The organism is Chryseobacterium sp. HMWF035 (genome assembly GCF_003094695.1).
In the GTDB taxonomy this organism is placed as follows: Bacteria; Bacteroidota; Bacteroidia; order Flavobacteriales; family Weeksellaceae; genus Chryseobacterium; species Chryseobacterium gambrini.
In genome coordinates this window covers 1-22,235 of record NZ_QEHP01000058.1, presented here as the reverse complement: position 1 = coordinate 22,235, position 22,235 = coordinate 1, and the positions used below count along the sequence as shown (strand labels likewise).

The window sequence follows — 22,235 nt, the reverse complement described above, 5'->3', positions numbered from 1 at the left end:
TTGATCTCCACCAGTGCTTTTGTCCTCTTCGGATTAACGTGCATAATTTATTAAAATATATCCTGAATTTCACCAACTATTTTTCAGTACATTACCAACTTTTTTCTGATTTCCGGAACTATAACTTTATCTTTTACCTTATCATAAGTTTTTTGAGCTTTCTTGATAAGTTTTTCATCATTTTTACTTTTACCTACTTTTATCAGTGCAAGTGCATATAAAGAAAGATATCCATCATCTTTTTTATATGTCGGGTAAACGTCTTCAAGGTACGGTAAAGCTACATCGTAGTTTTCTTTTAAGGTGTACAACATTCCGTACATATAAATAAGATCATCTTTAACTTTTCCCGAAGTATTGTATAAATTTTCGGCTTGCTTCAGATTTTTTAACCCATTATCATAGTCTCCCATGACAATAGAAGTATTACCAATTCCGTAATAGCCTTCAGGATTCTCGGGGAAATATTTTATCATTTCCTCATACTTTTGTCTAGCCTTATCTACCTTTCCGAATTTCATAAATTCTATGGCTAAATTCTGTTTAAAAATCGGAGCTTTATTTTGAGCAAGGCTATCTGCAACGTAATATAAAGTTAGTGCTTCTTTGTGCATTTCCTGCAATCTGAAAAAATATCCAGCCATAAAATAAGCATCACAGTATTTAGGATCTTTTTCTACTATTTTCAAAAGTAGCGCCGTGACTCCTCCATAATACTGAGGGTATTTTAATCCTAAAAAAGAAGTCTCAAAGCCTTTCCTAGAATCTGCATGTTCCGGGGTGCAGTAATTCATTTTACCGGAAAAATAAAAATCCTGTGAAAATGTTTTAACTGAAAAAATCAAAATAAAAATGGTTAGTAGTTTTTTCATAAATTTTAAAATAAAAAAGTGGATCAAAATCCACTTTACAAAAATATATTTTTTTGATGTTATTTCAAATACTTCGTAATCGCTTCGTCCGTTGGTTTTGTTGTACTTACGAAAGAATCAATCAGTTTTCCGTTTTCATCTACCAAAAATTTGGTGAAATTCCAAAGGATGGTTGTATTTTTTACTCCGTTCAGGTCTTTTTCTGTTAAATATTGGAAGATTGGAGCTGTGTCGCTTCCTTTTACTGAAACTTTGGCAGCCATCGGGAATGTTACTCCATAATTTTTCTGGCAGAAAGCTCCGATTTCTTTATTGCTTCCCGGTTCCTGACCTCCGAAATTGTTGGCAGGAAATCCTACCACCACCAATTTGTCTTTATACTCTTCAGCAACTTTTTCAAGATCAGCATATTGAGGAGTAAATCCACATTCTGAAGCAGTATTTACAATAAGGATTTTCTTTCCTTTAAAATCTGCAAAATTAATCTGCTTTCCTTCTTCCAAGGCATCGACCTTGAAGTCGTATATTGATTTTCCCATAAGTTCTTTGGTTTTAGCTTTAGATTCTTCACTTTTTTTCTGAGCGCAGCTGTGGAAAAATGCAACAACTGACAAGAACATTAAAAATAACTTTTTCATAACTAAATTTTATTATCTGATTTAAAATTTAAATGTATTGGCAGGAAATACCTTATTAATATCAATCCTGTTGATGAGCATTACATAATCTCCGTCTTTTTTTGCACTGGAAGATTCTATTCTGAAAGGCATGGATAAATTTCCGACTTTTTTATAATCTGAATACGATAAAGTTTCATCTTTTTTTACTTCTTTCAGCAACATATAGTTTTTTGTGTCGAAATAATAAATGTTTTTGTTAACATTTTTCGTTAATTCCACTTTATGACAGTAAATATTTCCTACCACTTCTTTGCCTAAATATTTCGCTTCAAATCCTTTATTTTCCCAATCTATAAAATCATTGTCGAAACTTTCCGCTACATATCCTGCATATTCCTGAACTTTGTTGGTCGCATAATTCATTGCATATCCTTTTGATCCGTCGTAGCCTTCAATGGCTGTATCTTTTCCGCTAATAGTAATGACGGTTTTGGTAAGATTCGGACGCTGCTGATAAATTTTGATAGGATATTCATCCTTGATTCCCAGGATAACTCTTCCCTGCAGCAATACTGAATTTAATAGTTTCCAATTGGTTAATCCTCCGGACAATTCAATGTTTTTATCAATAATTTCTTTGGCGGTCTGCGCAAAAAAGGACTGTGAAATAATCAGGACGAATACTAAAAGTAACTTCTTCATTAATTTTATTTTATCAATTCAAATATAAGGCTTTTTTAATTTGAAAAATTGAAAATGAAACAATTTGAAAATGTGAATTACATCACGTTTTTAAATTAATCTTCTTGCTTTTTCAAGATCTTCCGGCGTATCTATTCCTACGCCAACGAAATTGGTTTCTATCATCTTGATTTTCATACCATATTCGAGATAGCGGATGCATTCTATCTTTTCTGAAATCTCCAGAGGTTTCATTTCCAGTTTTGAGAACTGGATCAAAGCGTGCTTTCTGAAGGCATAGACCCCAATATGTTTGAAATAATCAACATTATACGAAATTTCACGATGGAACGGAATCACAGAACGGCTGAAATACAATGCGAAACTATTGTTGTCGGTAATTACTTTCACGTTATTCGGATTCTCAATCTCTTCTTTTTCAGTGAGTTTTATTTTCAACGAAGCCAAAGAAATCTCCTGATTGTCATCCTGATGAAAAACTTCAATTAATTGTTGTAAAGGTTCTAATTTTAAAAAAGGTTCATCTCCCTGAACATTGATCACGATATCACAGTCGATATTCTGCACCGCTTCGGCAATACGGTCGCTTCCGGTTTCATGTTGACCGGTCATTACGGCTTTTCCACCATTCTGAATGATTTCATCAAAAATAATTTCAGAATCTGTTGCCACAAAAACTTCATCAAAAAGACCTGTTTCCACGACATTCTGATAAGTGGTTGTAATAACGGTTTTATCTCCAAGCAACTGCATCAGTTTCGCCGGAAAACGGCTTGCTTCATAACGTGCGGGAATAACTGCGATAATTTTCATACTATCAATATAATAATTTAAAAATCTAACAGTGTAACAATTATTAAACTGTTACACTGTTAGATTGGTATATTTTTTCAATATTTTATTTTAAAGCATTTAAAGCATTTTCCAGTTTTGGCATCATCACTTCAATTTCATCGATTGCCAAACCTCCTACAGAAGCTCTGAACCAAGGTTCTGATTTTTCTTCTCCGAAAGCAGAGAACGGAACCAAAGCAACACCTGCTTCATTGATTAAATAGAATACTAAATCAGAAGAGTTTTCAATCACCGTTCCGTCCGGTTTTGCTTTTCCGATATAATCTAATTTAATCGTAAGATAAAGTGCTCCCATCGGCTCGATGCTGTCAACAGAAAGTCCTTTTCCTTTCAAATCCTGAATTCCGCCGTGAAGAACTTTCAGGCTGGCTTCCAGTTTGTTTTTAAAATCTTCAACGAACTCATTCACATCTTCAGGATTTTCGTAATATTTTGCCGTTGCTTCCTGTTCAGGTTTTGGTGCCCAAGCTCCAACGTGCGTTAAAAGAGCTTTCATTTTGTCCATGATATGAACCGGACCAAATCCCCATCCTACACGAACTCCTGTTGCGGCAAGACATTTTGAAATACCGTCAATATACACCGTAAATTCTTTCATTTCAGGGAAAAGGGAAACCGGATCTACGTGTTCCGCCCCAAAAGTAAGGTTGGAATAAATCTGGTCGTACATTAAATATAAAGGCTTTTCGTCTTCACCTCTTTTTTTGTTTTCCGCTAAAACCAGTTCGCAGATTTCAGCAAGCTGATCTTTTGTAAACATGGTTCCGGTAGGATTCAACGGTGAACAAAGTGCCAATAAAACTGCTCCTTCTAAATGAGGTCTAAGATCATCCGCAGTCGGAAGGAAATTGTTTTCAGGAGTTGTTTTTACTTCCACCGCATTAGCTGATGTAAGATAAGCATAATGATTATTGTTCCAAGACGGAATCGGATACACTACTTTATCCCCTTCGTCCACGATTGTTTTGTACACTGCATAGATCAAAGGTCTTGAACCTGCCGTAATCAAAATATCGTTGGGAGAATAATCTAAATTCCATCTGGTTTTTAAATCTTTGGAAACTTCTTTTCTTAAAGATAAAAGTCCGTTTGCAGGCGGATAATTTGTCAGATTATTCTGATAAGCTTTCTGAATTTCTTCCTTCAATTTTGCCGGAATCGGATAAATATTAGAATTTAAATCACCAATCGTAAGATTGGCAATCTCCGCTCCTTTTGCCTTTAAATCGTTTACTTCATTACCAATTTTTACAATTTCAGAACCAATCAGGTTCGCCGCTAATTTTGAAACTTTCACTTTATTTTATTTAAATTTATTTAATATTTTCTTCTAATATTTATTTTTCTTACAACTTCTTCTTCAGGAACTTTTGCATTCAGAAGGCTGATTAATTCTTTTGCCTTTTTAGCTACAGCAGAATTCGGATATTTCTTTATGATCCTATTGAATTCTTTCCTGTTTTCGTCATATATGGTTCCATCCAAAAACTCGTAAGTTGGTGTATTCTCCATACCGAATAAATAATCATACAAATAATTATTGTATATTTCTTTTACTCTGGAAATCAATGAACTTTTAGGATACTTTTTTATAAAATTTTCCCAAAAAACAGTCCTTTCTCCTAACTCTTTCCATGAAATTACCAATCCTGCATCCGCCGAATAAAGACCTTCGCTTTCTTTCGCTAACTGTTCGATATACGTATTATAATCCGGGGTTACTTTATCTTTAAATACAGAAAAATAATGATCCGGAACCGAATATATTTCGGTATATCCTTCTCCTACTTCTGTAAATTCAAGATCAGCTTTCTTTAGTTCGGCAATTAGTTTCTTTATATTTTCAGGAAACTTGTAACTGTTGCTTTCGGAATCATAATAATTCACATATTCTTCAAGGATCTTACTCAGACTTTCGCTTAAACAAGCTGTATATTTTTCACGAATCCTGATATAATCTTCGTATAATTTATCATTCTGTTCAGGTGAATTCTGAGTAATTTCTTTTTCTGCTTTCTGCTGATACCACTGAAACGCTGCAATGTAATCTTCCGTCTTATTTCTGGAAGAACAGGCAGTATCAATAGGCTTAAACAAATCCTTTTTTGTTTCTGCTTTTGAAACGGTGTCTTTTTCTATCTTTCCTGCAGAAGTTTTTGGTGCTTCTTTTTTGCATGAAAAAATAAAAATCAACAGAATAAAAGCCGCTAAACTTCTTTTTATCATGAAGATCGAATGAAATTAATCTAATTTCAAATCCTTTCTTACTTCTTCTATTTTTGCTTCTAAAGACTTCAATTTATCTCTGAAATCTGCCTCAGAAGTAATGGAATCTTTTACAGAAATATAGAATTTAATCTTTGGTTCTGTTCCTGAAGGTCTTACGCAGACTTTGGTTCCGTCCTGAGTGTAATAAATCAATACATTCGATTTCGGAATATCGTTCATTACTTGCTTCTCACCTTTTGAAACGATAAAATTAGTCTGTTCTTTAAAGTCTTTTACCTCTTCAACCAATGAACCAGCCAATTCTTTTGGAGGATTTTCACGGAAATTTTTCATCATATTCTGGATTTCTTCCGCTCCGTCTCTTCCTTTTCTTACCAGATTTACCAATCCTTCATAATACATTCCCAATTCCTGATAAATTTCGATCATGTATTGGTACATTGTTCTTCCGTTGGCTTTACACCACGCTGCAATTTCGCAGGCTAAAATAATACTTCCGCAAGAATCTTTATCACGTACGAAATCTCCCGTCATAAATCCGAAACTTTCTTCGCCCCCGCAAACGAATTTTTCTTTGCCTTCGAAATCACGGATCATTTTTCCGATCCATTTAAATCCGGTTAATCCAACTTTGCAGTCAACACCGAATTTCTGTGCAATATCAAAGAAAATATCTGAAGTTACAATGGTAGAACCGATGAATTCTTTTCCCGTGATTCTTTCCTGCTTTCTCCATTCGTTTAAAATATAGTAGGTAAGGATCGTATTGGTCTGGTTTCCATTTAACAATTCAATTTCACCATCAAGATTTCTTACCGCAATTCCCAGTCTGTCACCATCCGGATCTGTTCCGATCACGATGTCTGCATTGGTAATTTTCGCCAGATCCATTGCCATTTCCAAAGCGGCTGGTTCTTCGGGATTCGGAGAATCTACCGTCGGGAAATTTCCGCTTGGGATCATTTGTTCTCTTACAAGATCAATTTTTTTGAAACCTGCTTTTTCCAAAGCTTTCGGAACGGTTGTATAAGTTGTTCCGTGAATGGATGTGAAAACGATGTTTAAATTTTCTTTTCCAACATTCTGATAGGTAGAGTTTTCAATGCACGCATCAATGTAAACGTCATCCTGCTCTTCCCCGATCCATTCGATTAAATCATCATTTCCGTTGAATTTAATTTCTTCGAATTTTACAGAATAGACTTCATTGATGATTGCTTCATCATGTGGCGGAACAATCTGCGCCCCGTCGTTCCAGTATACTTTGTAACCGTTGTATTCCGGCGGATTGTGGGAAGCCGTTAAAACAATTCCTCCGTGACATTTTTTATTTCTCACGGTAAAAGACAATTCAGGAGTCGGTCTGTGATCCTTGAAAAGCAATACCTTGATTCCGTTTGCCGTTAAAACATCAGCCACCAGTTTTCCAAATTCTTTTGAGTTATTTCTTACGTCATAAGCAATTGCCACTTTAATTTCTTCTCCCTGAAACTGCTTCAGCATATAATTTGCAAGTCCCTGTGTTGCCTGACCTAAAGTATATTTATTTAAACGGTTGGTTCCAACGCCCATAATTCCTCTCATTCCTCCTGTTCCGAACTCCAGTTCTCTGTAAAAAGAGTCTTCCAGATCAGGCGAATTGCTGTCGATTAATTCCTGAACAGCCTTTCTTGTTTCCTCATCAAATGTTTCGCCCAACCAAAGTTTTGCTTTTTCTAATGTTGTCATATTTGTATTTTCTAATTTTTGTAAAGTTCCGGTTTAATTTCTTTGTTTTATCGTTTCAGCATTTGTCATTTCGACGAAGGAGAAATCTGTTTATAAAAGATTCTTCATTTCATGCAAAATGATAAGCACTTATTTATAAATTATTTGTCTCAATTTTTAAATTTGGCAGTCTTTCTTTCAAAGCATTTAATTTCAATTGCAAATCATTTAATTCAAAAACAGAATCTCCAAAAATCTCTTTGCTGATCTCAAAGCTTATTGCTGTAAAATCCTCAGAATTACCCGTTTTAATAATTTCCTTCGATACTGTTTTTCCTTTTTCAAAAATAAAATGACCTTCTTGTCTGCTGAAAATTGTCTTGAGTTCGCATTTTTCAGAGACAGTATTAATTATTGCCATTCCAACCCGACAAAATTCATCTCCTACTTCCAAATGCTTCTTCTCATTGCTACATGCGCCAATTTTAGTCATAATACATTCTGCTCTAGTTAAATCGCGAGATTTTTCTAAAGACATTCCTGCATTATATTCTATTTTTAATGAATTTCCTACGGCATTAATTATAATTTCACTGCAATTTTCATCAAAATATTCATCAATAGCATGACACAAAGATCCAAATACAAGAGCATTTAGATTGTTTTCCCTAAAACAGTCTTCAAAATACATTTTAGGACGAAGCCTCACGTGATCTCTGAAATCAACATGAATAAAGCTCTCAGCCTCATATATTTTTTTCTCTTCCAATACGTTCTCTTAATCTAATTTCTTATTTTCTACCCTAGTCGTTTTATCAATTTTAAAAACCCTAACCGGATCATTATAATACACAAATTTTGCCGTATTCTGAATATGTCCTTTTAATGAATCTTTTACATTCACTTCGGCGTAATTTCCGTTTTTAGAGTCGATATTCAGGTTTTCAATTTTCCAGTAAGGAGCGATTAAACTTGCTGTATCAGATACTTTAATGACAGCATCTTTGGTTTGCCCCAGAAAATTGGCTCTGCTTCGGTTCATCATTTCCACTTCTGCCCTTCTTGTATTTACCGAACCCATAAAAGTAGCATAATTTTTTAAATTCAGCTTAAAATTATCGGTTTTAATTTCGCTCGAAATATTCATTTCTACAGAATCTGAAGCGGTTACTTTTTCCAGATTGTATTTTGAATAGATCGTTACATTATAAAAATCAACTCCTTTTGTTCCTCGTTTTTCTCTGATGGTTAAGGTTTTATCTTTTACATCCACATCAAGATTATCGGCAACATTCGGATAGGTTTCAATTTCTATAAAATTTTTATTTCCTCTTGCATAAAACACACGGAATTTTCCTTCCAGATCGAGGTTTACAAATTCTGAAACATCTACGTCCTTCCTTTCAATATTTCCTTTTGGGGAAACTTTTCCGCAGGAAACCGCAGAAGCCATTATGATGATTAAAAATATTTTTTTCATTTTAAATTATAGGAATTTTTCAATAAACAACATCACGGCAAGGATCTCTGAAAGAACTAATATATAAAATACAAGAAGTCTCCAGGCAAGCCCTGCCCATGAATAATTTTTCCTGAATGCATTAATGTAAGCAAATTCAGGAAAGAAAACAAATGCAGTTTCCAAAACCCGGTCAATACCATCAGAAATTCCTGAAAGAGGCTTGTAAGTTCCCATGATACTGATGAGATCATCGGTAAGAAAAAAAACAAGAATCCCTATTAAACTCACCGTAGCAATTACAAAATGCTCTGCAAGATTAAACTTTATTTTTCTGAATACAATCCATGCATTACAGGCAAGAACAGGTATTAAAAACAATAAGGTTGCTTTGGAATATTTTGAAAAAAAATCTATGGTTTTGGAATCTTCTGCCTGTAGATCTATTTTAGCCGTATTAACAAACAGATGAAAGGCAATAACGTTAAACCCAAAAAGAATAAGCAGCAGTGAAATAAAATTGTAATACCTTATTCTTTTTCCACTAATGTAGTTGGTTGCCGTTATTCCGGGTCTTATTAAAATTTCTTTCAACGTATTCAAAAACCTTGCTTCTACATGCCATATAGAGCCTAAAACATCATTTTTAATGAATAAAACCGGGGTTATTCTTGCCGTGTCAGATTTCTGTCCGCAATGAGCACAATACTCATCGGAAACCGAATGACCACAGTTCAAACAACGTTTTTTATTCATATTTAATGATTAAATATATTGTTTTTTCCGTTAAATTACTTCGTCAATATTATAATTTTTATGTTCTCTGTTGGTTCTGATAATCATTTCACCTAAAAATCCTGCAACGAAAAGTAAGGTTCCCATAATCATCATGGTTAAAGCGATAAAAAACCACGGATTATTGGTAATTAAATGACCATAAATTCCTCTTGCTACATCAATGAGTTTCGAAACTCCCAGCCAAAGTGCAGAAAGAAAACCTACGATAAACATTAAAGTTCCCACCGCTCCGAAGAAATGCATCGGCCTTCCCCCGAAACGACTTACAAACCAAAGCGTTACCAGATCCAGAAATCCTCTGATGAATCTTTCGGTTCCGAATTTTGAAGTTCCGTAAGGTCTCGCCTGATGCTGTACTTCTTTTTCCGTAATTCTTCTGAATCCGGCATTAGCTGCCAGAACAGGAATGTAACGGTGCATATCTCCGTAAACATCAATGGATTTTACGACCTGCTTTTTGTAAGCTTTCAGTCCGCAGTTGAAATCGTGCAGATAAACGCCGGACACTTTTCTAGCTGCAGCATTGAATAGTTTCGACGGTACGTTTTTCGTCATTACATTATCGAAACGCTTCTTTTTCCAGCCGGAAACAATGTCGTAATTATCCTGAACAACCATATTGTAAAGTTCAGGGATTTCTTCAGGAAAATCCTGTAAATCAGCATCCATGGTGATGATGACATCGCCGTTTGTTCTTTCAAAGGCAGCGTGAAGCGCCTGAGATTTTCCGTAATTTTTAGAAAATTTAATTCCGTGGATCTGAGGATGCTGTACTTTCAGATTCTCAATAATGCTCCACGAAAGATCCGTACTTCCATCGTCCACAAACCAGATTTCATAAGATAAACTGTTTGATTTACAAACACGATCAATCCTCGAAAAAAGCTCTTCCAGAGAGGCTTCCTCATTCAGTAACGGAATAACTATAGATAAATTCATTTAATTTTAATAAAAAATTATTCTTGGTTTTGTTCTTCCTGATAGATTGTTCTTGTTCTGAAAAACGCTCCGAAAAACACTGACAAAACTACGTAAAATATAAGAATTGCCGCAAAATATCCTGAAAAATGACTTGCAGTAAGCATATCTTTTCCTTTTACTGCCTCCGGAGAGAAGCTTGGAAGTCTTTCTTTGTACTTTTTATCCAGTTCATCAATATCTTTCTGGTGCTTTAAAACTTTTCTTGCGGAATAATATTCTTTATCCATTTCCGCTTTCTGTCTTGTTACATACTGATAATTCAGCAGCTTTTTTGCATCTGTATCCACAAAATTTAAGAAAGCATAAATGCTGAAAATGGATAAAATTCCCCCGATAAACATGGGAACGAAAGCTCTATTGAATGCTTGTTTGAAGCTCACCGTTTTGTGGTTGCTCCAGTACGATTTCACCGACCAGAATGCGGCTCCCGCATACAGAATCGGCAAAACGAAAGCATTGGCTTTCAATGAAATATCAAAATAATTAACTCCTGAAAAGAAGTAATACACCACGAAAAAAACAATCATCGTAGCGCCAAACAGTAAAATTCCTAATGTGGAAGGGCTCTTCGTCATATCTAATTTTTTTGAAAATTTTTGAAAAATTATTGGTCTGAATTTCAGTAAACTACCTCTGCAAGCCAATTTTTTCAATTAATTTTCTTTAATAAAGTTTTGAGTTTTGCAAAATATTCCTACCTTTGCAACGGCAAGTCCTAAACAACCAGCTCCTGAGAATCCTCCAGGGTGGGAACGCAGCAAAGGTAATTGGTCGTAGCGGTGTGATTTAGGTAGCTTGCCATTTTTTATTGGTTTAAGTTGAAGAGAGGTAATTTGATAATTATCTTTTTTTGTTTTTATATACTTCAACATTTTGATTCCTGTTTTCAAACTACCTCCCAACATTTATTTAAAAATCGAACGTCTCTCCCAGTTTTGGTAAAACAAGTTCTACACTTTTATCTTCAAAATGCTTTAATGCACTTTCATGATTAATTTCAATAGCAGGGAAAGTATCAAAATGACATCCGATCACTTTTGGAGTTTTTAATAATTCTGATGCTGCAAATGCTGCCTTTCTCGGGCACATTGTGTAGTGACTTCCGATCGGAAGGATGGAAAGGTCTAAATTACCGTATAACCTTGGAAACAGCTCCATATCCGCCATTACTCCGGTATCTCCTGCCATATATAGGTTTTTACCTTCAGGAAGTCTGAAAATATAACCTACAGGAACGCCGCCATAGCTTCCGTCCGGAAACGAACTTGTGTGATGAGCCGGAACCATAGAAATTTTAAGATCATCGATTTTTGCCGATCCTCCTAAGTTGACATCGTCTGTATTTTTTGCATTTTTGAAATATCCGCAGATTTCGGGAACTGCAATAAGTGTTGCTTCCGGATGATGCTGTAAAACTTCCTCTACATCCGCAATGTGATCTCCATGCGCGTGAGTCAATAAAATATAATCGATTTTCTGTGCAGAAATATCGAATCCTGATTCTGCTTTTTTGTAGTTATAGAATGGATCTGATAAAATTGTTTTGTCTTTGTACGTGAACAAAAAGCAATTTTGTCCTAAGTATTGTATTTTCATTTTAATTTATTTAAAAATTATATTTTGATTTAGTCTGAAATTGTTGAATTAAATAAAATCTGAAATATTATGAAGCCGGTAAGCATCAAGATAAAAATCTGGATAATAAGGAATTCCTTTATCAGCTTTATTTTTCCTGCTAAAAAAAGCACCGCCATAACCGCGTTTGCCAAAACAGCAATCAGGATTAAAAATGGCAGAAAGGCAATCTCTGAGAAAGACGCCCCATCCTGCATTTCATTAATTAAACTGTAAATTATAATGAATGCTGCTGCTACGGATAAACTGGATGTAATTTTTAAAGCGGTCATATTATTATTTTAACCAAACAGATTAAGTCCTACTGCGGTAAGAGCTGCAATCATAAACGTCATGATTCCTACCTGTTTCAGGAAAGGATCCAGTTCTCTCGGATTTTTTACGGCCATAATCTTTCTTCTGATTTTCATTAAAGGAATCATTAAGATCATCACAATAAACACTTTGTAATTCTGAGTCTGGAAAAAACCATTGACTCCTAAGAACAACAAAATTAAAATCAGAGGAAGCTGCAAAAGAATCATTTCATAAATCATTGCATTTTTGAAGCCGATTCTCAGTGCAAAACTGTTTTTCCCTGATTGTTTATCGCTTTCAATGTCTCTCATATTGTTAAGGTTCAGAACAGCCATGCTCATCATTCCGATTGCGGTTCCGGGCAATAACATATCCCAGCTAAACGATTTGGTAAACAGGAAATAACTTCCGCAGACAGAAACCAGACCGAAGAAAATAAATACAAAAATATCTCCCAATCCCATGTATCCGTAAGGCTTTTTACCCACCGTATAACCAATTGCCGCTAAAATGCTCAAGATTCCCAAACCGATGAATATGTAAAATTCATTCATATAATTGGGAATAAACGCCACATATAAAAGGGCTACTGTTGCTATAAAAGATAAAACGGAGAAAAGAATAACTGCATTTCTCATCTGTTTTGCCGTAATTTTTCCTGAGGCTACTGCTCTTGCTTCTGCTTCTGTCGCTCTTTTGGCATCGGTTCCTTTTATTCCGTCTCCGTAATCATTGGCGTAGTTTGAAAGGATCTGGTATAATAATGTTACGACTAATGCCAAAGCAAAAATTCTCCAGTCCCAGATTCCGCCTTCACCATAAAGCCTCCATTTTGCAATGAAAGCTCCCATAATAATTCCGCTGAGTGACAGCGGCAACGTTCTAAGCCTTGCGGCTTTTATCCAATCTTTCATAATGTATAAGTAATGAATAATTGGTAATAAATAATGTTCATATTGCTCATTACTCATTGCCAATTACTTATATTAAGATATCCACTGATCGTCTCCGAAATTCGGTTTTCTTTTTTCGAGGAATGCGTTTCTTCCTTCTTTTGCTTCTTCTGTCATGTATGCTAAACGTGTTGCTTCACCTGCAAAAACCTGCTGCCCAACCATTCCGTCGTCTGTAAGGTTCATGGCGAATTTCAGCATTCTGATGGAAGTAGGAGATTTTGCAAGAATTTCCTGTGCCCATTCATAGGCTGTATCTTCCAGTTCTGCATGAGGAACCACTTTATTTACCATTCCCATTTCGAAAGCTTCCTGAGCGGAATAATTTCTTCCTAAAAAGAAAATTTCACGGGCTTTTTTCTGTCCTACCATTTTTGCAAGATAAGCAGATCCGTAACCACCGTCGAAACTGGTAACATCGGCATCAGTTTGTTTGAAAATTGCGTGTTCTTCACTCGCTAAAGTAAGATCACAAACCACATGAAGAGAGTGTCCTCCACCAACAGCCCAACCCGGAACTACCGCGATTACGACTTTTGGCATAAAACGGATGAGACGCTGAACTTCAAGAATATTTAAACGGTGTCTTCCGTCTTCTCCTACATATCCTTGGTGTCCTCTTGCTTTCTGATCTCCACCACTGCAAAATGCCCAGCCTCCGTCTTTCGGACTTGGTCCTTCTCCTGAAAGCAGGACAACACCAATTTTCGGGTCTTCATAAGCGTCATAAAAAGCATCGTATAATTCTGAGGTTGTTTTTGGTCTGAAAGCGTTACGAACTTCCGGTCTGTTGAAAGCAATTCTCGCTACCCCATTACATTTTTTGTACGTAATATCTTCGTATTCTTTGGCGGTTTTCCACTCAATCATTTTTGTAAAAATTTTTCTCAAAGATACGGAATTGCAGAGAATTTTAACATTGATTTTTGATGATAAATCTTGGGAATTTTGGTTTGAATGATAGCTTTTTTGATGCTTGAAATTATTTAACGCAAAGTTTTTTAAACCAAATTAGATAATCAATACATAATGAAGTTCTTTTTCCTCCCGCAGATTTTTGAGATTTGCGCAGATTGACTGAGGATATTTTTACAGGAAAATAGATCATGTTTGCCATTCTGACGAAGGAAGAATTTCAACAATAAAAAATAGATTTTTCACTACAGATGCTTCTTTATGAATAATAGAAATTTAATACTAAATAGACAGTTTTGGCTAAGCCAAATTGGATGATGAATATTTGGAAACTAAAATTATTTTAATGCAAAGCCCATTTTTTTTGAAGAATGAATTTGGGCAATAGAAACAGATTCTTCAATACGCTTCGCTTCTTTCAGAGTGACAGATATCTAATATTACATTACTAAAGCAAGAAAATGTCTGTTTCTACTGAATAAAAAAAACCGAAACAAAAATGTTCCGGTTTATATTTAAATGAAAGTATCTGAAATTATTTTGCAGGCTGTTTTGCTGCCAATTCAGCTTCTTTAGCTTTCATTTCATTATACTTGGCTGTATTTTTAGATGTATTATACACATCCTTCATTACCTGAACAGCTGTAATATCGTTTGGTAATGCCTGAAGCCATTTTTCCCCGTAAGGAATTGCTTTTGTAAACCTTTCTTTTCTTGCTTCAATTAATTTTGTAGCATCGTCCGGTTTTGTCTTTCTTAATGCATTGATCTCAGATACAGCTTTTTCATCGTCTCCGATTACAGTGTATACTAAGTTCTGATATGCATTAGCAAAATCAGGCTTTAACTCGATTGCTTTCTGGAAAGATGCGATGGCTTCTGTTGACATTGCAGGATCTTTTGCCTGAAGAACTCCTAAATTGTACCAGTTGGTCGCATCATTAGGGTTTTTAGCCAATTGTTCCTTTAAATTTGCCATGAACTTTTCTGTATTTCCTGATGCATACAGTGCACTTCCCTGATATTCTTTCAGTTTTGAGCTGTTCGGAAATTTAGCCAGTCCTTTTTCAATTAACGCTAAAGCTTCGTCGTTTTTCTTTGCATTGATTAATAAAGTCGCTAAAGTTTCATATAAATCCTGCTCAACACTTGGAGACTGTTCCGTTTTAAAATCTGAATAGTCTTTTGATGATGTTTTCTTTAATAATTCCCAGGTATTTTTATCATAACTGGCAACCTGACCTGTTTTGTTGTCTTTTGCCGTATAAGTGGTTTCAACACCTGTATAACCGGAACTGATCAAATCTGTATATATTTTTGTAGCCTGAGGAATATCGTTTGCTAACGCATAATTCAATCCTGAGTAATACATATATACTTTATTGTCCTGTCCGTTAGCTTTCAACAAGTTGTAAACTTCCATAAACTTAGGCGCTGCCGCTGCATAGTTTTTTGCATTATAAGCATCCATTGCAACTTTATTAGCTTCCTGAAGTTTAGCGTTAGTATCTTCTTTTTGTCCAAAAACAAAAGCAGATGCCACGATAGCTATCCCTAAAATTAGCTTTTTCATAATCACTATTTTATATTAATTGTACAATATTAATTATTCTTCCGAATCAGAATTCTCAGTTTCCTCTGCCGGATTTTCATTTTCAGCTTGAGGAGCATCTGTATTGTCTTCCTGGTTATCAAATAGCGTTCCTACAACCCCTTCCTCATTTTCTTCAGATTCTTCTTCTACTTCTTTGTCCATTTCTACTTTTGCAATCGCAGCAATTTCGTCATTCTTTTTAAGATTGATCAGTCTTACGCCCTGTGTATTTCTACCCATCACTCTCATTTCGTCCATTCCCATTCTGATGGCAACTCCCGATTTGTTAATGATCATTAATCCGTCTTCATCCGTTACATTCTGAATGGCAATAAGATTTCCTGTCTTTTCAGTGATATTCAGCGTGATAACTCCTTTTCCTCCTCTGTTGGTAATTCTGTAATCTTCTACGGCTGTTCTCTTACCGTATCCTTTTTCGGATACCACAAGTACTGTTTCTTTCTCCACATCATTTACAACAATCATACCGATTGCTTCATCGTCTTCTTCCATTGCAATACCACGAACTCCGATAGATCCTCTTCCTACTTCTCTTACTTTTTCTTCTGGGAAACGGATACATTTACCGTTTTTCGTAGCAATCATGATCTGCGAAGTACCGTTCGTTAAATAAGCACCTAACAACTGGTCATTATCTCTGATCTCAATAGCATTTACCCCGTTTACTCTAGGTCTTGAATATGCTTCCAGCGAAGTTTTCTTAATGGTTCCGTTTTTCGTTACCATCACAACGCTCATCTGGTTTACATATTCAGAATCTTTTAAGTTGTTGGTTCTGATGTAAGCTTTGATCTTATCGTCCGGTTCAATGTTAATTAAGTTCTGTACCGCTCTTCCTTTTGCTGTTTTGGAGCCTTCCGGAATTTCAAATACTCTTAACCAGTAACATCTTCCTTTTTCTGTAAAGAACAGCATATATTGGTGGTTGGTTGCCGAAACAATATATTCAAGGAAATCTGCATCTCTTGTAGTTGCGGCTTTATTTCCTACACCGCCTCTGCTCTGGATTTTGTATTCTGATAATGAAGTTCTTTTAATATATCCTGCGTGGGAAATGGTAAGAACCACAGATTCGTTCGGAATAATATCTTCGATAGACATTTCTCCTCCTGAATAATCAATTTCGGTTCTTCTTTCGTCGCCGTATTTTTCTTTTACTTCAGTTAATTCATCCTTGATGATCTGGAATCTTCTTGGTTCGTTTGCCAGAATATCTTCCAAATCTGCAATTTCTTTCATGATTGCATCATATTCATCACGGATCTTGTCAAGCTCCATTCCTGTTAAACGGGCAAGACGTAAATCAAGAATTGCCTGAGCCTGAATTTCAGAAAGCTCGAAAGCTTCGATCAATCCTTCTTTTGCAGCCTGCGGATTGGCAGAGTGACGGATGATTGAAATCGCTTTATCTAAAGAATCCTGAGAACCGATCACCTTCATGAAACCTTCAAGAATGTGCGCTCTTTCTTTAGCTTTTCTAAGCTCAAACTGGGTTCTTCTTACGATTACTTCATGTCTGTGCTCTACGAAATGATGGATGATGTCTTTTAAGTTGAGCTGCTCGGGTCTTCCGTGAACCAATGCAATATTGTTTACACTGAAAGAGGTTTGAAGTGATGTATATTTATAAAGTAAGTTCAGGACAACATTCGGAATCGCATCATTTTTCAGTTCATAAACAATACGAAGACCTCTTCTGTCTGACTCGTCTCTGATTTCATAAATTCCCGGAATTTTCTCTTCTTTTACCAGTTCCGCAGTTCTTGCAATCATCTCCGCTTTGTTCACCTGATAAGGTACTTCGTTTACAATAATTGCATTTCTGTTTCCGATTTCTTCAAAAGCTACTTTTGCTCTCAGAACTACTCTGCCACGACCTGTATGGAACGCATCTCTCACTCCGTCGTACCCATAGATAATTCCACCTGTAGGAAAATCCGGAGCAATGATGTGCTGCATTAATTCATCGATCGTAATTTCTCTGTTGTCAATATAAGCGCAGATTGCATCTACAGACTCGGACAAATTGTGCGGAGCCATATTGGTTGCCATCCCTACCGCGATACCGGAAGTTCCGTTAACTAAAAGATTCGGAATTTTTGAAGGTAAAACTGTTGGTTCCTGTAAACTGTCGTCGAAGTTGTTCTGAAAATCTACCGTTTCCTTGTCCAGATCCGAAAGCACCTCATCAGAGATTTTTTTCAGTCTTGCTTCTGTATAACGCATTGCTGCAGGCGGATCTCCGTCCATGGAACCGAAATTACCCTGTCCGTCTACCTGCGGATAACGCAAGCTCCAGTCCTGGGCCATTCTTACCATTGCATCATATACAGAGGAGTCTCCGTGCGGGTGATATTTACCTAAAACGTCTCCAACAATTCTCGCAGATTTTAAATACTTTCGATTAGAAAAAACCCCTAATCCATACATACCGTAAAGTACTCTTCTATGAACGGGTTTCAAGCCATCTCTTACATCAGGTAACGCTCTCGAAACGATAACCGACATCGAATAATCGATATAAGATGACTTCATTTCATCAACAATGTTGATAGGAATCAGTCTTTCTCCTTCTTTTTGCATAAACAATTTTATTATAATGATAGTCAGACCCTTAGCTATACGTCTGAAAATTATTTTTTTTGTATTTTTATTAACGGGCTAATTTACGAAAAATTTGCCGATTTTTGCCGTAAAATTTATCTACAGAATCTTAAAAATTCATAAAATATGAGCATATTAAGTATAACTTTCCATTGCACAAAAAATAATCTTGAAAAATGGGAAAATTATATGGATGAGACCCTGGTTTTAATGACGGAAAATCTGATGGACGTTAATCAATATATCCTATCTGAAGTACACAGCGACTATATTGAAGAAGGAAAAAACTACAATCTTCTTCTGATTTTTGACAATGATGAACTTAGGGAAGATTTCATTAGAAGCGAAATGGAGAATATCGCAGAAAGAATTGAAGCAAAATTCGGACAGGAAGTCATGATTTTCAATACTTTTCTGAATCCTAAGAAATCGAGGCTTTAAAAGGTTTAGATTTAGATTTAGATTTAGGTTGAGATTTAATAAAAGAAAAGGCTGTATCACTTTCGTTACAGCCTTTTTTATGTATATTATTAAAACTCTTTTTTAATAGATTTGCTTTCAAAAATCAAATGTGTAAGAGAATGAACGATTTGCTAAATCTTAACATCTGTAAAATAAAAAAGCAGTGAAAGTTTTCAATGCTTATATCTTTTATAAATTAACAATAACAACAGGTCTGCTGTGATAGACTCTCTGCGGTCTTGGAGCATAATACGTCCGTCTTACAGGTCTGTAATAATGTTTCTTATAATAACGTTTCGGAGGTCTGTGATACACCACTGTTCTGTAATGGGGTCTGTGCGGACCATGGTAATAATGTTTTTTAGGACCATGTCCGTGTCCGTGCCCTCGTCCATGACCTCTTTGCAGAGGTGCGGCATTATAGTACGCGAAAGAAAAAACAATCAGGAATAGTCCCAAAATTTTAGTCAGCATCTTCATAAATATATATTTTTCAAATTACATCATGAAAAATTACAATCTGAATGCCAATAATTATTTATCATTGCTTTTATGTGAACATTTAAGAAACTTTAGTATTTTTTATGTTAAAAAACAGTCTCACTTCTTCTTTCAAGCATAATAACATCTTTCCACTCACCATTAAGTTTTCCTATTTTCCTTCTTGTTCCCACAATCCTGAAGCCGTTATTCTGATGTGCTTTCAGAGCGCCTTCGTTTTCGGGAAATATGTTCACCTGCAATGTCCAGAAGCCGTGGTCTTCGCTGTCGAGAATCATCTTTTTTAGTAAAACAGAGCCTAATCCTTTTCCCTGATAATCATTATCGAAATACACACTTACTTCAGCAACGCCTTTGTAGCTTTCTCTTTTGCTTACGGGTTTCAGGGCGCACCAGCCAACAACTTCGTTGTTTTCATTTTCCAAAACCCAGCGGCAGTCATTATAATAATCCATATTCCATGCTTCGGCAGTCGGAACGGTTGTTTCGAAGGTTGATTTTCCGCCTTCGATTCCCTGTCTGAAAATTTCTAAAACTCTGGCTTCATCTTTCGGAAGCATCTCTCTAAGCTCGTAGTTCATGGCTAATGATATTTTCGTTTGTTTTTTCTTTTAATTCTGGAATAATGGGTCTGTTTACTTTTGTTATCCTCAGAAACCACACTGATGTTTCCATCCACTTCCAGTACAGCAAGTCTTACCTCATCGAAACCTCCGACACCGTGTTCTCTCACTGCTTCTTCCAGTTCATCGGAAGTTATTTTTACTTTGTTTAGCGCTTTTTCGTCTACTATTCCATCTTTAATAAGGATAACGGGATCTTCTTCCATGAAGCTTTTAAAAGCAGGACTTCTGAACATGAATCTTTTTAAGGTAAAATTAGCCGCAAAAAGAACCAGAGCAGCAATTAAGCCTCCCTGAAGCGAGGTGTCCTGTCCTACCATGGCATTCTGAACAGCATTGGAAATCAGGAGCAGCAGAACAACGTCTCCTGCGTTAAGCTGCGAAAGCTGATTTTTCCCGAAAACACGGATTCCGATCACCATGAAAAGATAAACACAGAGCGAACGCAGAACGACATCTAAAATAGGATTCACAACAGTTTTTATTATACGATCAAATGTATAAATTTTTACCGTCTGTTTGAGAAGTGGGAAATAAAAAGTTTAGATTTGCTCAGGGATTATTTGCTAAAGCTGTTAAAACAAAAAGGTAGAAAATTCTATGGAATTTATCTTTTTAGAAATCTTATCGCAAGATGTTCGGCGTTCCGTAGGAACGCTATCTTAAGAACGTTCATTTTACAAGTCTTTTGAAGAACAAAAATTGCTCGATTAAAAAAAATCAATAGACTCAGCTATCATTTGCTGAGTGAATAGTTTATGCTGAGTTTGCCGAAGTACCGTTGCGAACAAAAAATATTTTCAATGATTTCAAAATAACTTTTGCGAACTTCGTGTTAAAAATTTTTGAAGTATAAAAAAACCGCCTTCTAAAAAGCGGTCTGAATTTGTTAAGGACATTGTGAGATCTGAGCTTCACTGCAAACAAGCTTGTTGATTCTTACGCAGAAAACGCAGTATTGTTTCGGCTGTCCGCCGTATACTGATTTCAGATCTGTCTTGCTTAGCTTCTTCAAATTTTTCATATTGTTTTAATTTTGCTGATTCAAATTTATAACGAATATTTTTCGTAGTTATTACAACTTTATATTTAAAATTTTCATTATTTACACCTAAAATAAAAAAGCCATACAGAAATTGTATGGCTCAGTATAAAAGATTTTATGAATGTTATCTGTTGTCTATCTGTACGGTAACTGGCATTACATAAGTATAAGCAATGGTATTTTGATCTTGGTTTAGCTTTTTCTGCTTCACCTTTAAATTGGTCAGTACATTTTCGATTTCTTTACTTACATTCTTACAATCACCTGTTGAATGAACATTAACAATTTTTCCGCTTTCTGTGATATTAAATTTTACTTCTGAATTCACAACGCCATGTTTGTACTCATAATTGGTAAAGTCAAAATTATTCAACAACTCTTTTCTAATATCTGTAAAAGCATCATTTTTATTAAGCTTGATTTCCTGAATTAAATTACTGTTTTTGACCTGTGCTTTTGTATTTGATGTAAAAACTGCAATTCCAAATATAAATAAGGATGCAATAAATATCTGAATTTTATTTTTCATAACTCTTTGGTTTTAAATGTTATATTAAACTTATTTACTATTTCTTTACCAAAGATATATAAAATAATTTACAATAATTTCACATTGAGTTAACATTTAGTTAACATTGTAATTTAAACTACTGATTTTCAGATGAATAAAATTTGAAAATTTTTGAAAAATTAATATTGGGAGTAATATTATAAATAAAAAAGGCTAAATTTCATCAACTTAGCCTATATTTTAAAACAAATTAATTTAGAATTTGACTTACATGGTGTAACAGATTTAATAGTTTTGGTGTTTTTTCTACAAAGTCTACACCTAAAAAAGTAATATTTTTCCAATCATTAAGTCTTTTTCCTAAATCAAATACTGTATCATGCCATTTTCTTAATGTCGTTTTAGATTCCTGTATTGTAACCTCTGTTTCAGCTTCTTTTAATTCAATCAAATCTTTCATTCCCTCAGTAAAAATGTTTTTCCACTCTTCATTTTCCACTTGTAATTGCTGAAATTCTTTTAAAATTTCTTCTGCTTTTAAAACGTCTGGATTTGTTGCATATGAGTTAAAATTGTTTGTTTGAGTGTTGTTGCTTCCTCCAAACTGATTTCCACTAAATGTTGAACCTTCTCCAAAATTAAACTGTTCCATAATTATATTAGTTTGTAATGGTCTTTCTGTATGCTCTATAAAAATTTTAACCTCTTCGAAATTTAAAGGTCTTGAAAGTGAATTATAATAAGCCTGTTCTGATGAATCAATAAGATGATTTACATAAAAAAATTTCCCTTCTTTATCTTTAATTCCTTGTTTTATTTCATGTAATACTATTTGTATTGCGGTATAACCT

At 35.1% G+C, this 22,235-nt stretch carries 25 protein-coding genes and 1 other RNA gene; 2 read left to right on the top strand and 24 right to left on the bottom strand.

Features of this window, described 5'->3' with window-relative positions:
• Nucleotides 1-83: 83 nt before the first annotated feature.
• From DD829_RS10415 to DD829_RS10360, 12 genes are all read right to left on the bottom strand, one after another.
• Nucleotides 84-872, bottom strand: a complete 789-nt coding sequence (locus DD829_RS10415) for a tetratricopeptide repeat protein (protein WP_108410015.1) — start codon at nucleotides 870-872, stop codon at nucleotides 84-86.
• A 59-nt stretch (nucleotides 873-931) separates the two neighbouring features.
• A complete protein-coding gene (locus DD829_RS10410) occupies nucleotides 932-1,510 on the bottom strand; it encodes a glutathione peroxidase (RefSeq protein ID WP_108410014.1) in 579 nt (192 codons plus the stop codon).
• 21 nt (nucleotides 1,511-1,531) lie between these two features.
• Nucleotides 1,532-2,194, bottom strand: coding sequence for a histidine kinase (locus tag DD829_RS10405; protein ID WP_076390160.1), 663 nt, complete (start codon nucleotides 2,192-2,194; stop codon nucleotides 1,532-1,534).
• A gap of 90 nt (nucleotides 2,195-2,284) precedes the next feature.
• Nucleotides 2,285-3,007 (bottom strand): 3-deoxy-manno-octulosonate cytidylyltransferase, encoded by a 723-nt coding sequence (gene kdsB, locus DD829_RS10400; RefSeq protein WP_108410013.1) that lies wholly within the window; start codon nucleotides 3,005-3,007, stop codon nucleotides 2,285-2,287.
• Between the two features lie 85 nt (nucleotides 3,008-3,092).
• The gene (locus DD829_RS10395; RefSeq protein ID WP_108410012.1) at nucleotides 3,093-4,346 is read right to left on the bottom strand and encodes a pyridoxal phosphate-dependent aminotransferase; all 1,254 of its coding nucleotides are present in this window, start codon (nucleotides 4,344-4,346) and stop codon (nucleotides 3,093-3,095) included.
• A gap of 20 nt (nucleotides 4,347-4,366) precedes the next feature.
• Nucleotides 4,367-5,275 carry a hypothetical protein gene (locus DD829_RS10390; protein ID WP_108410011.1) on the bottom strand — a complete coding sequence of 303 codons (909 nt, stop codon included), beginning with the start codon at nucleotides 5,273-5,275 and terminating at the stop codon, nucleotides 4,367-4,369.
• Nucleotides 5,276-5,290: 15 nt separating this feature from the next.
• On the bottom strand, nucleotides 5,291-7,006 hold the full coding sequence (locus DD829_RS10385) for a phospho-sugar mutase (RefSeq protein WP_108410010.1): 1,716 nt from the start codon (nucleotides 7,004-7,006) through the stop codon (nucleotides 5,291-5,293).
• 133 nt (nucleotides 7,007-7,139) lie between these two features.
• The gene (locus tag DD829_RS10380) at nucleotides 7,140-7,754 is read right to left on the bottom strand and encodes a hypothetical protein (RefSeq protein WP_123906844.1); all 615 of its coding nucleotides are present in this window, start codon (nucleotides 7,752-7,754) and stop codon (nucleotides 7,140-7,142) included.
• A gap of 9 nt (nucleotides 7,755-7,763) precedes the next feature.
• Entirely contained in the window at nucleotides 7,764-8,465 is a 702-nt protein-coding gene (locus DD829_RS10375; protein WP_108410650.1) for a GIN domain-containing protein, read from the bottom strand.
• A 6-nt stretch (nucleotides 8,466-8,471) separates the two neighbouring features.
• Nucleotides 8,472-9,182 (bottom strand): DUF3667 domain-containing protein, encoded by a 711-nt coding sequence (locus DD829_RS10370; protein ID WP_165814853.1) that lies wholly within the window; start codon nucleotides 9,180-9,182, stop codon nucleotides 8,472-8,474.
• A 48-nt stretch (nucleotides 9,183-9,230) separates the two neighbouring features.
• Complete coding sequence (locus DD829_RS10365; RefSeq protein WP_108410648.1) at nucleotides 9,231-10,181, bottom strand: glycosyltransferase family 2 protein; 951 nt, start codon at nucleotides 10,179-10,181, stop codon at nucleotides 9,231-9,233.
• 17 nt (nucleotides 10,182-10,198) lie between these two features.
• Nucleotides 10,199-10,798 (bottom strand): DUF4199 domain-containing protein, encoded by a 600-nt coding sequence (locus DD829_RS10360; protein WP_108410651.1) that lies wholly within the window; start codon nucleotides 10,796-10,798, stop codon nucleotides 10,199-10,201.
• Nucleotides 10,799-10,929: 131 nt separating this feature from the next.
• On the opposite strand from DD829_RS10360, the gene ffs reads away from it, so the two are divergent.
• Nucleotides 10,930-11,027: signal recognition particle sRNA small type (gene ffs / locus DD829_RS10355), an RNA gene on the top strand.
• Nucleotides 11,028-11,132: 105 nt separating this feature from the next.
• On the opposite strand, the gene DD829_RS10350 is transcribed toward ffs, so the two are convergent.
• The 6 genes from DD829_RS10350 to gyrA form a co-directional block, all read right to left on the bottom strand.
• Nucleotides 11,133-11,819: a metal-dependent hydrolase gene (locus DD829_RS10350; RefSeq protein ID WP_116547713.1), complete on the bottom strand. Its 687-nt coding sequence runs from the start codon at nucleotides 11,817-11,819 to the stop codon at nucleotides 11,133-11,135.
• Between the two features lie 29 nt (nucleotides 11,820-11,848).
• Nucleotides 11,849-12,130 (bottom strand): hypothetical protein, encoded by a 282-nt coding sequence (locus DD829_RS10345; protein ID WP_116547712.1) that lies wholly within the window; start codon nucleotides 12,128-12,130, stop codon nucleotides 11,849-11,851.
• A gap of 9 nt (nucleotides 12,131-12,139) precedes the next feature.
• Nucleotides 12,140-13,069 carry a 1,4-dihydroxy-2-naphthoate octaprenyltransferase gene (menA, locus tag DD829_RS10340; protein ID WP_108409413.1) on the bottom strand — a complete coding sequence of 310 codons (930 nt, stop codon included), beginning with the start codon at nucleotides 13,067-13,069 and terminating at the stop codon, nucleotides 12,140-12,142.
• A gap of 72 nt (nucleotides 13,070-13,141) precedes the next feature.
• The gene (locus DD829_RS10335) at nucleotides 13,142-13,978 is read right to left on the bottom strand and encodes a 1,4-dihydroxy-2-naphthoyl-CoA synthase (protein WP_076390536.1); all 837 of its coding nucleotides are present in this window, start codon (nucleotides 13,976-13,978) and stop codon (nucleotides 13,142-13,144) included.
• A gap of 580 nt (nucleotides 13,979-14,558) precedes the next feature.
• Nucleotides 14,559-15,596 (bottom strand): tetratricopeptide repeat protein, encoded by a 1,038-nt coding sequence (locus DD829_RS10330; RefSeq protein WP_087710290.1) that lies wholly within the window; start codon nucleotides 15,594-15,596, stop codon nucleotides 14,559-14,561.
• A 33-nt stretch (nucleotides 15,597-15,629) separates the two neighbouring features.
• Nucleotides 15,630-18,221 (bottom strand): DNA gyrase subunit A, encoded by a 2,592-nt coding sequence (gene gyrA / locus DD829_RS10325; protein ID WP_108408654.1) that lies wholly within the window; start codon nucleotides 18,219-18,221, stop codon nucleotides 15,630-15,632.
• A gap of 147 nt (nucleotides 18,222-18,368) precedes the next feature.
• On the opposite strand from gyrA, the gene DD829_RS10320 reads away from it, so the two are divergent.
• On the top strand, nucleotides 18,369-18,683 hold the full coding sequence (locus DD829_RS10320; protein ID WP_108408683.1) for a DUF4286 family protein: 315 nt from the start codon (nucleotides 18,369-18,371) through the stop codon (nucleotides 18,681-18,683).
• A 210-nt stretch (nucleotides 18,684-18,893) separates the two neighbouring features.
• On the opposite strand, the gene DD829_RS10315 is transcribed toward DD829_RS10320, so the two are convergent.
• The 6 genes from DD829_RS10315 to DD829_RS23540 form a co-directional block, all read right to left on the bottom strand.
• Entirely contained in the window at nucleotides 18,894-19,184 is a 291-nt protein-coding gene (locus DD829_RS10315; RefSeq protein ID WP_108408684.1) for a hypothetical protein, read from the bottom strand.
• A gap of 107 nt (nucleotides 19,185-19,291) precedes the next feature.
• Nucleotides 19,292-19,786, bottom strand: a complete 495-nt coding sequence (locus DD829_RS10310) for a GNAT family N-acetyltransferase (RefSeq protein ID WP_076390141.1) — start codon at nucleotides 19,784-19,786, stop codon at nucleotides 19,292-19,294.
• Between the two features lie 2 nt (nucleotides 19,787-19,788).
• Complete coding sequence (locus DD829_RS10305) at nucleotides 19,789-20,301, bottom strand: DUF421 domain-containing protein (RefSeq protein ID WP_108408685.1); 513 nt, start codon at nucleotides 20,299-20,301, stop codon at nucleotides 19,789-19,791.
• 416 nt (nucleotides 20,302-20,717) lie between these two features.
• A complete protein-coding gene (locus DD829_RS10300; protein WP_108408686.1) occupies nucleotides 20,718-20,852 on the bottom strand; it encodes a bacteriocin-like protein in 135 nt (44 codons plus the stop codon).
• Between the two features lie 145 nt (nucleotides 20,853-20,997).
• Nucleotides 20,998-21,402: a hypothetical protein gene (locus DD829_RS10295; protein ID WP_116547710.1), complete on the bottom strand. Its 405-nt coding sequence runs from the start codon at nucleotides 21,400-21,402 to the stop codon at nucleotides 20,998-21,000.
• 232 nt (nucleotides 21,403-21,634) lie between these two features.
• The coding region (locus tag DD829_RS23540) for a hypothetical protein (RefSeq protein ID WP_165814852.1) at nucleotides 21,635-22,235 on the bottom strand (601 nt) is incomplete at its 5' end.

Bases quoted from the DNA above. Each gene is read 5' to 3' on its own strand.
- DD829_RS10415 (WP_108410015.1), bottom strand. From the start codon at position 872: ATGAAAAAACTACTAACCATTTTTATTTTGATTTTTTCAGTTAAAACA.
- DD829_RS10410 (WP_108410014.1), bottom strand. From the start codon at position 1,510: ATGAAAAAGTTATTTTTAATGTTCTTGTCAGTTGTTGCATTTTTCCAC.
- DD829_RS10405 (WP_076390160.1), bottom strand. From the start codon at position 2,194: ATGAAGAAGTTACTTTTAGTATTCGTCCTGATTATTTCACAGTCCTTT.
- kdsB (WP_108410013.1), bottom strand. From the start codon at position 3,007: ATGAAAATTATCGCAGTTATTCCCGCACGTTATGAAGCAAGCCGTTTT.
- DD829_RS10390 (WP_108410011.1), bottom strand. From the start codon at position 5,275: ATGATAAAAAGAAGTTTAGCGGCTTTTATTCTGTTGATTTTTATTTTT.
- DD829_RS10385 (WP_108410010.1), bottom strand. From the start codon at position 7,006: ATGACAACATTAGAAAAAGCAAAACTTTGGTTGGGCGAAACATTTGAT.
- DD829_RS10375 (WP_108410650.1), bottom strand. From the start codon at position 8,465: ATGAAAAAAATATTTTTAATCATCATAATGGCTTCTGCGGTTTCCTGC.
- DD829_RS10365 (WP_108410648.1), bottom strand. From the start codon at position 10,181: ATGAATTTATCTATAGTTATTCCGTTACTGAATGAGGAAGCCTCTCTG.
- DD829_RS10360 (WP_108410651.1), bottom strand. From the start codon at position 10,798: ATGACGAAGAGCCCTTCCACATTAGGAATTTTACTGTTTGGCGCTACG.
- DD829_RS10350 (WP_116547713.1), bottom strand. From the start codon at position 11,819: ATGAAAATACAATACTTAGGACAAAATTGCTTTTTGTTCACGTACAAA.
- DD829_RS10345 (WP_116547712.1), bottom strand. From the start codon at position 12,130: ATGACCGCTTTAAAAATTACATCCAGTTTATCCGTAGCAGCAGCATTC.
- menA (WP_108409413.1), bottom strand. From the start codon at position 13,069: ATGAAAGATTGGATAAAAGCCGCAAGGCTTAGAACGTTGCCGCTGTCA.
- DD829_RS10335 (WP_076390536.1), bottom strand. From the start codon at position 13,978: ATGATTGAGTGGAAAACCGCCAAAGAATACGAAGATATTACGTACAAA.
- DD829_RS10330 (WP_087710290.1), bottom strand. From the start codon at position 15,596: ATGAAAAAGCTAATTTTAGGGATAGCTATCGTGGCATCTGCTTTTGTT.
- gyrA (WP_108408654.1), bottom strand. From the start codon at position 18,221: ATGCAAAAAGAAGGAGAAAGACTGATTCCTATCAACATTGTTGATGAA.
- DD829_RS10320 (WP_108408683.1), top strand. From the start codon at position 18,369: ATGAGCATATTAAGTATAACTTTCCATTGCACAAAAAATAATCTTGAA.
- DD829_RS10315 (WP_108408684.1), bottom strand. From the start codon at position 19,184: ATGAAGATGCTGACTAAAATTTTGGGACTATTCCTGATTGTTTTTTCT.
- DD829_RS10310 (WP_076390141.1), bottom strand. From the start codon at position 19,786: ATGAACTACGAGCTTAGAGAGATGCTTCCGAAAGATGAAGCCAGAGTT.
- DD829_RS10300 (WP_108408686.1), bottom strand. From the start codon at position 20,852: ATGAAAAATTTGAAGAAGCTAAGCAAGACAGATCTGAAATCAGTATAC.
- DD829_RS10295 (WP_116547710.1), bottom strand. From the start codon at position 21,402: ATGAAAAATAAAATTCAGATATTTATTGCATCCTTATTTATATTTGGA.